Annotated in this window: 11 protein-coding genes; 5 read left to right on the top strand and 6 right to left on the bottom strand. The window is 66.1% G+C overall.

Annotated elements, in window-relative coordinates:
* Positions 1–116 precede the first annotated feature (116 nt).
* On the top strand, positions 117–1,616 hold the full coding sequence (locus AC13EK_RS15560; RefSeq protein ID WP_069337007.1) for an ABC1 kinase family protein: 1,500 nt from the start codon (positions 117–119) through the stop codon (positions 1,614–1,616).
* Between the two features lie 31 nt (positions 1,617–1,647).
* On the opposite strand, the gene topA is transcribed toward AC13EK_RS15560, so the two are convergent.
* The gene (topA, locus tag AC13EK_RS15555; protein WP_069337006.1) at positions 1,648–4,230 is read right to left on the bottom strand and encodes a type I DNA topoisomerase; all 2,583 of its coding nucleotides are present in this window, start codon (positions 4,228–4,230) and stop codon (positions 1,648–1,650) included.
* 149 nt (positions 4,231–4,379) lie between these two features.
* Here topA and AC13EK_RS15550 point away from each other — a divergent pair, with 149 nt between their 5' ends.
* On the top strand, positions 4,380–5,243 hold the full coding sequence (locus AC13EK_RS15550; RefSeq protein WP_159366216.1) for a DUF4253 domain-containing protein: 864 nt from the start codon (positions 4,380–4,382) through the stop codon (positions 5,241–5,243).
* A 21-nt stretch (positions 5,244–5,264) separates the two neighbouring features.
* Here the strand turns inward: AC13EK_RS15550 and dprA are convergent, their stop codons facing one another.
* From dprA to AC13EK_RS15535, 3 genes are all read right to left on the bottom strand, one after another.
* A complete protein-coding gene (gene dprA, locus AC13EK_RS15545) occupies positions 5,265–6,347 on the bottom strand; it encodes a DNA-processing protein DprA (RefSeq protein WP_069337004.1) in 1,083 nt (360 codons plus the stop codon).
* Positions 6,344–6,958: a glycerol-3-phosphate 1-O-acyltransferase PlsY gene (gene plsY, locus AC13EK_RS15540; protein ID WP_069337003.1), complete on the bottom strand. Its 615-nt coding sequence runs from the start codon at positions 6,956–6,958 to the stop codon at positions 6,344–6,346. The genes dprA and plsY overlap by 4 nt, the downstream gene beginning before the upstream one ends.
* 168 nt (positions 6,959–7,126) lie before the next feature.
* On the bottom strand, positions 7,127–7,669 hold the full coding sequence (locus AC13EK_RS15535) for a sugar O-acetyltransferase (protein ID WP_048937137.1): 543 nt from the start codon (positions 7,667–7,669) through the stop codon (positions 7,127–7,129).
* Between the two features lie 99 nt (positions 7,670–7,768).
* Between AC13EK_RS15535 and murI the strand changes: the two genes are divergently transcribed.
* Together murI and hemA are read left to right on the top strand one after the other, a co-directional pair.
* Positions 7,769–8,572, top strand: a complete 804-nt coding sequence (murI, locus tag AC13EK_RS15530) for a glutamate racemase (protein ID WP_069337002.1) — start codon at positions 7,769–7,771, stop codon at positions 8,570–8,572.
* 183 nt (positions 8,573–8,755) lie between these two features.
* A complete protein-coding gene (hemA, locus tag AC13EK_RS15525) occupies positions 8,756–9,982 on the top strand; it encodes a 5-aminolevulinate synthase (protein WP_010337893.1) in 1,227 nt (408 codons plus the stop codon).
* 191 nt (positions 9,983–10,173) lie between these two features.
* Here the strand turns inward: hemA and AC13EK_RS15520 are convergent, their stop codons facing one another.
* Positions 10,174–10,818 (bottom strand): class I SAM-dependent methyltransferase, encoded by a 645-nt coding sequence (locus AC13EK_RS15520; protein WP_069337001.1) that lies wholly within the window; start codon positions 10,816–10,818, stop codon positions 10,174–10,176.
* Positions 10,815–12,050: a BtaA family protein gene (locus AC13EK_RS15515; RefSeq protein ID WP_069337000.1), complete on the bottom strand. Its 1,236-nt coding sequence runs from the start codon at positions 12,048–12,050 to the stop codon at positions 10,815–10,817. The genes AC13EK_RS15520 and AC13EK_RS15515 overlap by 4 nt, the downstream gene beginning before the upstream one ends.
* 132 nt (positions 12,051–12,182) lie before the next feature.
* On the opposite strand from AC13EK_RS15515, the gene AC13EK_RS15510 reads away from it, so the two are divergent.
* Positions 12,183–13,175, top strand: coding sequence for a ligase-associated DNA damage response exonuclease (locus tag AC13EK_RS15510; protein WP_069337027.1), 993 nt, complete (start codon positions 12,183–12,185; stop codon positions 13,173–13,175).
* Positions 13,176–13,194 lie beyond the last annotated feature (19 nt).

Below are 13,194 nucleotides of genomic sequence, written 5' to 3'. Positions count from 1 at the left end.
GCCTGGTCGAGAAGCGGAGAGCGCTGCGCGCGCGTTTCTCGACACGCTCGAAACGAACGGATCGGGGTTCGATTACTCAACCGAAACATAATCGCCATCCCGGTCGTTGAGCCATCATGCTCAAGACCATCATGGTGGCCACGCGGGATCGCGCACGACTGGCCGAGATTACCAGCGTCGCGACCCGCTTCGGCCTCGACATACTGCTCGCCCGGCTGGGACTGGCGAAAGGCGATAACAGTGCCGCCGCCGATCCGCCCGACCTGCCGCGCCGCACCCGGCAGGCGATGGAGGCGCTCGGCCCGACCTATGTGAAGCTGGGCCAGATCCTCGCCACCCGGCAGGATCTGCTGCCCGAAGCGTGGATCGCCGAATTCGGCAAGCTGCACAGCGACGCGCCGACCCTGCCCTTTGATCAGCTCCGCCCGCGCCTCGAAGCGGTGCTTGGCGAACCGGTCGAAACCGCCTTCGCCCGTTTCGACACGGCCCCGCTCGCCGCCGCCTCCATGGCACAGGTTCATCGCGCCACACTGACCGACGGGCAGGAGGTGGTGGTCAAGATCCGCCGGCCGGGCATCCGCAAGGCGATGGAGGCGGACCTGCGCCTCATCACCCATCTGGCCGGCATCGTCGAAGCGAGCAGCCGCGAGGCGCGCCGTTTCCAGCCCCAGGCGCTGGTGCAGCAATTGCTCGACACCGTGCTGGAGGAACTGGATTTCACCCAGGAAGGCCGCAATGCCGACCGGCTGCGCGAAGACCTGGCCGACAACCCGGCCGTGCTCATCCCGGCGATCCACTGGCGCTATTGCGCCGAAACCGTGCTGGTGATGGACTATATCGACGGGGTGCCGCCGCGCGACGACGATGCCTTGCGCGCGGCCGGTATCGATCCGACAGCGATCGCCGACCTTGGCGCCGCGCTGGTGCTCGACATGGTGCTGGTCAATGGCCGCTTCCATGGCGATCCGCATCCCGGCAACCTTCTCTGCCTGCCCGGCGACCGGCTTGCCTTGCTCGACCTCGGCCTGATAGGCCATGTCAGCGCGCGGCGGCGGCAGGAATTCCTGTCCTTCATCCTCTCGCTGCGCTCCGGCGACGCGCGCACCCTGGCCGACACGCTGATGGTCTGGTCAAAGGCCAGCGCGCCCGATCCCGGCCGGGTGCTGGACGCCGCCGAGCAACTGGTCGCGCGCCATGGCAGCGGCCCGCTGGTGCTGACGCGCATGGTCGCCGACTTCTTTCCGCTGCTGCGCAAGGAGGGGCTGGTGCTGCCGCCCGACCTTGCCCTCATCTTCAAGGCGCTGATCACCATGGACGGGGTGCTGGGCGCGATCCAGCCCGGCTTCGACCTGTCGCAGGCGCTGCAGAAGGCGCGCGGCCGGCTGGTGATGAACCAGGTCGCGGCGGCCCATGCCCCGGAAAAGACCGTTGCCCTGCTGCTCGAACTCTCGCGCATCGCCGACGACGCCCCGCGCCTGCTGCGCGCGCTGACGCGCCGGCTGGAGGCAGACACGACGCCCGCCACGCCATCACCGCCCGACAATGGCGCGAAATGGATCGCCGCCGCCATCCTGGCCGCCGGCACCCTGATCGCTGCCGCCCATCATTGGGGCTAGCCCCGCAGCAAGCGACCAGGGCGATGGCGTATTATTCCGCCGCCGCCTTCTTCTTGGCCGGGGCCTTCTTGGCGGCGGGCTTCTTCTCGCCCGCTTCCTTCTTCGCCGCCGGCTTCTTGGCGGCCGCCTTTTTCGCCGGCGCCTTCTTGCCCTTCTTGGCCGGAGCAGCCGCCGCGCGCGCATCGATCAGCTGGGCCGCTTCCTCCAGGGTCAGCGCATCCTGCTCGATCGTCTTGGGCAGGGTCGCGTTGGTCGTGCCGTCAGTGACATAGGGGCCATAGCGGCCCGCCATCAGCTTGATCTCCACCTCGGTGCGCGGATGCTTGCCCAGCACCTTCAACGGCTCGCGCGACGAACCGCCACGCCCGCCCTTGTTCGCCGCATCGGCGAGCTTGGCGACGGCCATGTTCATGCCCACCTCGAAAATCTCGGCGGTCGAGGACAGGCGGCCATATTTGCCGTCATGCAGCAGATAGGGACCGAAGCGGCCGATATTGGCAACGATCGGCAGCCCGGTTTCCGGGTGCAGGCCGACCTCGCGCGGCAAGCTCAGCAGCTTGATCGCCCAATCGAGCGTCATCTCACCATCGGGCAGATCCTTGGGGATCGATCCGCGCTTGGCCTCCTTGCCCTCGCCCATCTCGATATAGGGGCCGAAGCGGCCGGACTTCTTGACGATGTCCTGCCCGGTTTCGGGGTGCTGGCCCAGGATTTCGGGGCCGGTATCGGCGCCATCGCTGCCGCCCGGCTGGCCGAACTTGCGGGTATATTTGCACTCGGGATAGTTGGAGCAGGCGATGAACGCGCCGAAGCGACCACCGCGCAGCGACAGCTGGCCATCAGCGCAGAGCGGGCAGGCGCGCGAATTGCTGCCGTCCGCCTTGGGCGGGAACAGCATCGGCTCCAGGAACTTGTCCAGCTCGGCCGTGATGTCGGACGGCTTCTGCTCCATGATCTCGGCGGTCTTGGGCTTGAAGTCCTTCCAGAAGGCTTCGAGCACTTCCTGCCACTGGGCGCGGCCGCCGGAAATCTCGTCCAGCTCGTCCTCAAGACCCGCGGTGAAGTCATAGGAAACATAGCGTTCGAAGAAGCGCTCCAGGAAGGCCGTCACCAGACGCCCGCTCTCCTCGGCAAAGAAGCGGTTCTTCTCGACGCGGACATAGTCGCGGTCCTTCAGAACCTGCAGCGTCGAGGCATAGGTCGACGGGCGACCGATGCCCAGCTCTTCCAGCTTCTTGACCAGCGAGGCTTCGGAATAGCGCGGCGGCGGCTGAGTGAAATGCTGTTCGGCGCTCACCTTCTTCTTGGCCGGCGCGTCGCCTTCGTTCAGGCGCGGCAGCAGCTTGCTGTCGTCATCCTCGGCGTCGTCGCGACCTTCTTCGTAAAGGGCGAGGAAGCCGGGGAAGATCACCACCTGGCCGGTGGCGCGCAGCGTATGGCTGCCGCTGCCGTCGACCATGTCGATGGTGGTGCGCTCCAGCCGGGCCGACGCCATCTGGCTCGCCAGCGCGCGCTTGAAGATCAGGTCATAGAGGCGCGCATGATCGCCGCCGCCGACCTTGTCGCGATGGAATTCGGTCGGACGAATGGCTTCGTGCGCTTCCTGCGCATTCTTCGCCTTGGTCTGATATTGGCGCGGCTTTTCGGGCAGATAGCCGCCGTCATAGCGTTCCGCGATCGCCTTGCGCGCGGCGGAGATGGCGCTGCCGTCCATCTGCACGCCGTCGGTACGCATATAGGTGATCGCGCCGTCCTCGTAGAGCTGCTGCGCGATCCGCATCGTGTGGCTGGCCGAAAAGCCCAGCTTGCGCGCGGCTTCCTGCTGCAGGGTCGAGGTGGTGAAGGGCGGCGGGGGATTCCGGGTGAGCGGCTTCGTCTCGACCTTATCGACGGTGAAGCGCCCAGCCTCCACGTCCGCCTTGGCGGCCATAGCGTCGCCTTCCTTGCCGATGGTCAGGCGGTCGATCTTCTCGCCCTTCCAGCGGACCAGGCGCGCGGTGAAGCCCTGCCCGCCCTGCTCCATCTCGGCCGCGATCGACCAATATTCTTGGGGGCTGAAGCTTTCGATCTCGCGCTCGCGCTCCACCACCAGGCGCAGCGCGACCGACTGGACGCGGCCGGCCGACTTGGCGCCGGGCAGCTTGCGCCACAGCACCGGCGACAGGGTGAAGCCCACCAGATAGTCGAGCGCGCGGCGCGCCCGATAGGCGTCGATCAGATCCTCGTCCAGCGCGCGCGGCTTGGCCATCGCGTCCAGCACCGCTGCCTTGGTGATGGCGTTGAACGTCACCCGGTCGACCGTTTGCGGCAGCGCCTTCTTGGCGCGCAACACTTCCTGCACATGCCAGCTGATCGCTTCCCCTTCGCGATCAGGGTCAGTCGCCAGGATCAATCGCGTGGCCTTCTTCGCCTCGTCGGCGATGGCCTTGAGCTGCTTGCCCTTGTCGCCATAATTTTCCCAGGACATGGCAAAGCCATTGTCGGGATCGACCGATCCGTCCTTGGGCGGCAGGTCACGGATATGGCCGTAGCTGGCCAGGACATGGAAATCCCCGCCCAGATATTTCTCGATGGTCTTCGCCTTGGCCGGCGATTCGACAATGACAAGTTGCATGTGGGTCCAGTAGCTGCTTACGCGTGTGTGTGTAAGGTGGGGAGCAAACACGTAGCGCGTCAAGCCAATCTGACGACTGGCTCCGTCAACGAATCACCCCCATGACATTTTCGTTCCTAGCGGAGCCACGAATGATGAGGCGGAATTTTTTGGCAGCGCTCATTGCCGGAGCGGCTGCGATCCTGGGCGGAAAGGCACAGAAAGGGCGCGCGACAACCGGCCAGCTTGGCGGCGACGCGCAGGATAGTTCGTCAACGGAACTGGTAGAGATGCGGCAGAAACTGCGCGCCGCCCTTCCCTATGAATGCGTCACCGTTGCGGGGGGTGACGCGCTCTCCGAATGGAAACGCCTCCACGATCTCGGCCAAGGCTGGCCAGTCATCATCGGCGATGACGAAGCGCTGGATCGCATCGCGGAGCAATATAGCCTGGATGATCCGGCCATGCTCCCGCCATCGGCACACCCCTCTGCGTCATTGCCCAAAACAGCGGCCGAAATCATTGCTGCGGCGGACGGCGTCAATGTCCCGGCCGCGCTCAGGCAGTTCTGGCAAGATGAATATGGGGACGATGAGGAAGCGGATGCCATGCCTGCAGAAGGTTCATGGCCGAGTTCGACATCCAATGCGCAGCCTGGCTTCACCATCGCCAGCGATGTGTTGACGGGCAAGGCTTTCCCGCGCGTTCACATCCTCCTCATTCCCACCCCCCATTCCTATGAAGTCCCCGCCTATCTGCGATGGGGCAACTGGAATGCCTGCCCGTCTCCGGAAATCCATGTCGCAGCCTTGCGATACTGGCATCACCGCTATGGCGCGGAGTTGATCGGGTTAAACGGCGACACCATCAATATGCGGGCATCCCGCCGACCCAGCACGAAAGCAGAGGCTCTCAACCTTGCTCGCGATCAGTTCTACTATTGCGCAGATATCGTCTATCAGGGCACCGAAACGCTGGCGCCATTGGCCGCTGGTCTAATGGATTCCGATTGGTGGTTCTTCTGGTGGGATTGATCACATCCGGGGAGTAATCGTTTACCGCAAGCTGACCCGTCCGCCCGCCTGCCGTTCCAGCCCGCCCGCCAGTTCCAGTTCCAGCAGCACCGTCTGCACGATAGCGGGCGAGAGGCCGGACAGGCGGATGATCTCGTCCACCGCCACCGCGACCGGCCCCAGCAGCGCGATCACTGCCGCGCGATCGGCATCGGCGACATCGCTCGACACCGGCTGGCCGATAAAGTCGAAACTGCCCTGCCGCACCATGCGGAGATCAAGCCCGCCGACCGCCTCCAATATGTCGTCAGCATTCTGCACCAATGTCGCACCCTCGCGGATCAGCAGGTTGCAGCCCTGAGCGCGCGGGTCGAGCGGCGATCCCGGCACCGCCATCACCTCGCGCCCCGCCTCGGTCGCCAGCCTTGCGGTGATCAGCGATCCGGACTTGGGTGCCGCCTCCACGACGACCGTGCCCAGCGCGAGGCCGGCAATGATCCGGTTGCGCGCCGGGAAATGCCGGGCGAGCGGCTGGGTGCCGGGCGGATGCTCGGTCACCAGCAGGCCGCGCTGCGCCACATCCTCCTGCAAGGCGGCATTTTCGGGTGGGAAGCCGATGTCGATGCCGCTCGCGATCACGCCGATCGTGCCGCTGTCGATCGACCCGCGATGCGCTTCGGTATCGATGCCGCGCGCCAGGCCGGACACGACCACCGCACCGCGATCGCCCAGTTGCTGCGCCAATATCCGGGCAAAGCGGCAGGCGGCGGCCGACGCGTTGCGCGCGCCGACCATGGCGATGCACGGCCGCGCCGTGATCGCGGCATCACCGCGCACGATCAACGCCGGCGGCGCCCCCTCCATCTCGGCCAGCAGCGCGGGATAATCGGCATCGCCCATCAGCAGATAGCGGGCGCCGATCGCGCGGGTGGCGGCAATCTCCCGTTCGATCGCGGCGGCATCGGCCACGCGCGCCTCGCCCCCGCCGCGCGCGGCAAGCATGGGAATGGCGCGCAGCGCCTCGGCCGCGCTGCCGAAGCGGGCGAGCAACTGGCGGTAGCTGACGGGGCCGATCCGCGGGGATCGGATCAGGCGGAGACGGTCGAACCGCTCCTGCCCGCTCACTCGGTGGCGGCTTTCTGCTTGGAACTGCCGACCTTGGGCTCCTCGCCCTTCATCAGCCGGGCGATATTGGCGCGGTGCCGCCAAAGCACGATCAGCGCGAGCGCCAGGCTGGCCGGCACCAGATCGATCCGGCCAAAGCCAAACATGGCGATCGGCGCGCTGACCGCGGCCGACATGCCGCCGACCGACGACCATTTGGTGCCGAACAGCGCGCCCAGCCACACGACCGCAAAGACGATGCCGGCCGGCCAGTACATGGCCGTCACCACACCCATCATCGTCGCCACGCCCTTGCCACCGGCAAAGCGCAGCCAGACGGGGTAGCAATGGCCGATGAACGCCATGGCGCCCGCCATCGGCCCGCCACCATCCACCAGCGCCGCGCCGATCAGCACCGCCGCCGCCCCCTTGAGCAGATCGAGCAGCAAGGTCGCCGCCGCCAGCCCCTTGCGCCCGGTGCGCAGCACATTGGTCGCGCCGATATTCCCCGACCCGATCTGGCGCAGGTCGCCAGCGCCGGTGAAGCGCGTCAGCAGCAGGCCAAAGGGGATCGAGCCGAGCAGATAGCCCAGCACCAGAACAAAAGCGGGAAGCAGCCAGGGAGGTGTCATGAAATTCGCCGATAAAGCGTTTTCAAAGCAGGTGGAACAACTGCTAGCTCGGAAAACGCGGGACATCAAAAGACCAGAACAGGACAGCCGATGCAATCGGCCGGCCTGTTCTGATTGTTGCGCGCGACCATAGCGTGACAGGCGCGGGGAGCAATGGGCAGTATCGGTTTACCGCACCCGCGCGGGATTGCCGACCACGGTTGCGCCGGCCGGCACGTCGCGCGTCACCACGCTGCCCGCGCCGATCAGCGCATCGTCGCCGATCGTGACGCCGGGCAGGATGATCGCGCCGCCGCCGATCCACACATTGCGGCCGATATTGATCGGCACGCCCCATTCGATGCCGGTGGCGCGCTCGGCCGGATCGCGCGGATGGTCGGCGGTCAATATCTGCACCCCGGTGCCGATCTGCGTACCATCGCCGATCGTCACCGGCACGACGTCCAGGATGACGCAGTTGAAGTTCAGGAACACGCCCGCGCCCAGGAAGATGTTGAAGCCATAGTCGCAGTGGAAGGGTGGCCGGATCGTCGATCCCGCCCCCAGCGCGCCCAGCCGCTCGCGCAGCAGCGCCTCGCGCTCGGGCGGCAGGGTCGCGTTGAAACGCTGCATCCATGCCGCCGCCGCCAGTTGGTCCGCGATGATTTCCGGGTCGCTCGCATGATAGGGCTCACCCGCGATCATCTTCTGCTTCATGCTGGGCTGGGTCATCCTGTTCTCCTTCGATCGGCCCGCGAGGTGGCAGCGACCGGCCCGCTTTGCAAGCACCGGGCGTTGACACTCCCGCCCCATGCCGCGACACAGGCGCGCATGACGGTCGCACCAGACGCTCCCATCCTTTTCTTCGATTCCGGCGTGGGGGGCCTGTCCATCCTCGCCCCGGCCCGCGCCGCCTTGCCGAACGCCCCTGTGGTCTATGCCGCGGACAGCGCCGGCTTCCCCTATGGAACCAAGAGCGAGGCGGAAATCGCCGCGCGCGTGCCCGCCCTGCTCGGTCGGCTGGTGGAGCGCTATCGCCCGCGCCTCGCCGTCATCGCCTGCAACACCGCCTCGACCATAGCCCTCCCCCATGTCCGCGCCGCGCTCGACATTCCGGTGGTCGGCACCGTCCCGGCGATCAAGCCGGCGGCGCTATTGTCCAAAAGCCGGGTGTTCGGCGTGCTGGGCACCAATGCCACCGTGCGCCAGCCCTATGTCGACCGGCTTGCCGCCGAACATGGCGCCGACTGCACCGTGCTGCGCCATGGCAGCGCCGCGCTGGTGCAACTGGCCGAGGCGAAGCTGCGCGGCGAAACGCTCGATCCCGCTATCGCCCGTGATGCGCTGGCGGGGCTTCTCGATCAGCCGGGTGGCGACCGGATGGACATGGTGGTGCTAGCCTGCACGCATTTTCCATTGGTGGAACAGGAACTTGCCGCCGCCGCGCCGCATCCGATGGGCTTCGTCCATGGCGGCGAAGGGATAGCCCGGCGCATCGCCTTCCTGACCGAAGGACAGCCCTGGCCGGATGCGCCCTCGCCCGGCATCGCCGTCTTCACCCGCGTCGATGACCAGGTCGAGGCGCTGCGCGACGCGCTGGCCGGCTATGGCCTTGATCGCATCGACGCGCTCTGACCCCAGGGGGTAGGCCATTTGTCCAATGGCAAAGCGTTTCGATCACACTGATAGGGAATCTGCGTATCGTTGCGAGCGGTTATCGCTGGCAATGGCAGGCGCGCGCAGGTAAATGCACTCCTCAGGCAGAGGATGGCGCGACCATAGAAGAACCGGCGCGCGAGCAACGGGAAGAACGGCGTAGTGAATTACAAGCATATCTTTTCGCAGGCGATCGACCGGCTCCACAGCGAGGGCCGCTACCGCGTGTTCATCGACATCCTGCGCAACAAGGGCGCGTTCCCCAACGCCCGCTGCTTCCACGGCCATAACGGCCCGAAGCCGATCACCGTCTGGTGCTCGAACGACTATCTCGCCATGGGCCAGCATCCCAAGGTGGTCGCCGCCATGGAGGAAGCGCTCCATGATGTCGGCGCCGGATCGGGCGGCACCCGCAATATCGGCGGCAACACCCATTATCATGTCGATCTGGAGGCGGAACTCGCCGATCTGCATGGCAAGGAAGCGGCCCTGCTCTTTACCTCGGGCTATGTCTCGAACGAAGCGACGCTCTCGACCCTCGCCAAGATCCTGCCGGGCTGCATCATCTTTTCGGACGAGCTGAACCACGCCTCGATGATCGCGGGCATCCGCAATTCGGGCTGCGAAAAGCGCGTCTTCCGTCACAATGATCTCGATCATCTGCGCGAACTTCTCGCCGCCGAGGATCCCGAGGCGCCCAAGCTGATCGCCTTCGAAAGCGTCTACTCGATGGACGGCGACGTCGCGCCGATCGCGGAAATCTGCGACCTGGCCGACGAGTTCAACGCCCTCACCTATCTCGACGAAGTCCATGCCGTGGGCATGTATGGCGCGCGCGGCGGCGGCATTTCGGAGCGCGACGACGTCGCCCATCGCCTGACCATCATCGAAGGCACGCTGGGCAAGGCGTTCGGCGTGATGGGCGGCTATATCGCCGCCGACCAGATGATCGTCGACGTGATCCGCAGCTATGCGCCCGGCTTCATCTTCACCACCTCGCTCTCGCCCGTGCTGGTCGCCGGCGTGCTGGCGAGCGTGCGACACCTGAAGGGCTCCAGCGCCGAGCGCGAAGGCCAGCAGGCCTCCGCCGCCAAGCTCAAGCAGCTGATGCGCGACGCCGGCCTGCCGGTGATGAACTCGGTCACCCATATCGTGCCGCTGATGGTGGGCGATCCGGTCAAGGCCAAGCGGATCAGCGACATCCTTCTCGCCGAATATGGCGCCTATGTGCAGCCGATCAACTATCCGACCGTGCCGCGCGGCACGGAACGGCTGCGCTTCACGCCGGGCCCGGCCCATAATGAAGAGATGATGCGCGACCTGGTGTCGGCACTGGTCGAAATCTGGGACCGGCTGGAACTCGAACTGCTGGAACGCCAGGCAGCCTGACCGAACAGGCACAGGGCGGCCGATCGAAGCGCCGCCCTGTCCTATCCGCGCAAAAGCCGCTATGACGCGCCAAGTCGGGACCATCCGCCCCGACGCCCGTTCCGCAACAAGATTTCCTACATTGGATATCAAATGTCACAATGTACGCGAAATATGCGAAGTTAAGCGCGCCCTTTCCTACAAATCCAACATCAGACCCGGATCAGCCCACCCCTGACTGCATAGCCGCGATAGAGCGTCCGGGCATGGGGAAAGCCTCCCATGTCCTGCGCCAGCCGGTTGATCGCGCTGCTGAGTTCGCGCCGGGGCGAGACGTGGAATCGCGCCAACCAGCCGAACAGCGCAATTTTCCAGAGCGCTGGCAGTTCGTCCTGCTGGCCGAAATCGACGATCTCAAGCTTGCCGCCCGGCGCCACGCAGCGCGCTGCCTGGACCAGCGCCATTTCCCATTCGGGGATCATCGACAGCGCATAGCTGATGAACACGCGCTCGAAGCTCGCCCGCCCGAACAGTGCCTGCGGATCGAACCCACAGGCATCGCCCTGCGCCAGCGTCACCCGATCGCCCATGCCCGCCCTGGCGACCGAGGCGCGCGCCGTGTCCAGCATCGCATCGCTGATATCGACGCCATAGAGCCGCGCCTTGGGCCATGCCTTGCCGACCGCGATCAGGTTGCGGCCGGTGCCGCAGCCAATCTCCAGCACAGCGCCGCCGGCGGGCGGATCGAGATCGGCGATCAGCCCGTCACGGCCCAGCAGATAATATTTGCGGGTCAGGTCATAAATGTGCCGCTGGTAGCGATAGACCCCATCCATCAGCTGCCCATGGCCGCTCATGCGTCGGCGCCCTTCAGCACATAGAGATGCACGCCGCCATAGATGGCCGACCGGTCACGGGCGGTATAGTCGCGCGAGGCTTCGGCCCGATAGTCCCAATGGGCCAGCACATCGTCGGCGACCCGGCCGGGCAGGATGCTCGGTTCGCCGGCCGTGCGGAACAGCACGCGGGCGCCCGGCTTGGCCGTCCGCGTGATCTGCGCCCAGAGCGCATTCAGCTGCTCGTCATCCATCCAGTCCTGCGCATCGAGCAGGATATAGCGGTCGCACGATCCCGCCGGCTGACTGGTCAGGAAGTCGGTGAAGTTGACATGCCGGACATCGACCCGCTCGGCCCGGTCGCGCACCGCGCGATGATTGGCCGCCTGCAGATAGGGCGGCAATGGCCCTTCGGACTCCCCATTCTTGGCGGCATAGCCACGCCCGAACGCCTGAACCGCGAAATAATTGTCCTTGAGGTCGAAGTCGCAGGCCAGTTTCTTCAGACGCGCCTTCAGCACATTGTCCATCCGGTCGTCGCCGGCCAGCGCCTCGAACTGGGCGGGCGGGATGCCGAGGCCGAACAGCGAGGCGGGCTGGCTGGTCAGCCAGCGGACAAAGCCCTTTTCGAAGATCGGCGCCAGTTCGCGCTCGAAGATCGCAAGCTGTTCGTCACGGCTCTGCGCGTCCAGCATCCGCTTGGGGTTCACGCCATGCAGCCGGGCGAGCAGATGCGCCGCGCCGATGAAGCGCCCGAGCAGGCCATGCCTGTAGATGCCCCGCGCAAAGCCACCGATGCGCCGCCGGCCGGTCATGTCGCGCCCCTCCCAATAGCGGCGCGTCGCCTCATCTAGGCGCGGCGCCACGATCTCGCGATAGGCGGCGATATTCGCCTTGTCGTCCGCCCGCGCGAAGAAGCGGTGGAAGGCGGCATGATCCGGCAGCGTCTGTGCTGCCATCAGCTTCAGCCGGTTGAGCGCGATATGGGCGGTATTGAGGTCGACTGCCGTGATCTTCGCCGGATCGGCGGTCAGGTAGGAGAGGACATTGCAGCCGCCCGACGCGATCGTCACCACATGACTGTCGGGCGTGATCGCCAGCGCTTCCATGTCGACCGCTGGATCTTCCCAGATCTGGGCATAGACCAGGCCACGGAAGGCGAAGGTGAAGGCGCGTTCCAACAGCCCCTGCTTCGACAGATGGCGGTGACGATGCACCGCGTTGGTGACTTTCTTGTGGGCCGATGCGGCCATGGGCGCACTCCTCGCTGCCGGGTCGTTCGGTCGGCCGATAGGGCAGGCGCGTGTCGTGCGCATGACCGCTGGGTTACGCCATGATGACGCCCCTTGCGGAACCTGGAGCGCCTCTCCCATCTTCTGCATCTGATGGCGCACTGGATCCAACCCCACCCCACCGGCATCTATGTCCGCCCCGCCGATGCGTGGATCGACCCGTCGCAGCCGCAGGAACGCGCACTCGTCACCCATGGCCATGCCGACCATGCGCGTGGCGGCCACGGCCATGTCTGGGCCACGCGGGAAACGCTGGCGATCATGGCGCTGCGCTATGGCACGGCCAGCGGCACGGCGGTCGGCTATGGCGAGGAGATCAGGCTGGGCGGCGTCACCATCCGCTATGTGCCCGCCGGCCATGTGCTGGGATCGGCGCAGATCATCCTGGATCATGCCGGCGAACGGGTGGTGGTGACCGGCGACTACAAGCGGCGCCCCGACCCGACCTGCCTGCCGTTTGAGCCGGTGCCTTGCGACATCTTCGTGACCGAGGCGACCTTCGGCCTGCCCGTCTTCCGTCATCCCGACACCGGCAGCGAGATGGACCGGCTGCTCCATGCGCTTCACGCCAATCCCGATCGCTGCGTGCTGGTCGGCGCCTATGCGCTCGGCAAGGCGCAGCGGGTGATCTGCGAGTTGCGGGCGCGCGGCCATCATGACCCCATCTATATCCATGGCGCACTCGAACGCATGTGCGCGCTCTACCAGGTTTTCGGCGTCGACATGGGGAAGTTGCGCGGCGCGACTGGCGTGGCGGCCAAGGATATGCGCGGCGCAATCGTGCTGGCGCCGCCCTCCGCGCTCAACGATCGCTGGAGCCGCCGCCTGCCCGACCCGATTGCCGCCATGGCGTCAGGCTGGATGCGGGTGCGCCAGCGCGCCCGGCAGCGCAACGTCGAACTGCCGTTGGTCATTTCCGACCATGCCGACTGGGACGAACTGACCGATACGATCCGCGAGGTCGCGCCCAGCGAGACCTGGATCACCCATGGCCGCGAGGAAGCCCTGCTCCACTGGTGCACGACCCACCAACATCGCGCCCGCGCGCTGGCGCTGGTGGGCCGCGAGGATGAGGAGGAAGGGTGATCAATATCGCATCACCACC

The sequence above is a fragment of the Sphingobium sp. L-44 genome (assembly GCF_056859495.1).
The sequence above is the reverse complement of the archived record's forward strand: the minus strand, read 5'-3'. Positions and strand labels throughout refer to the sequence as shown.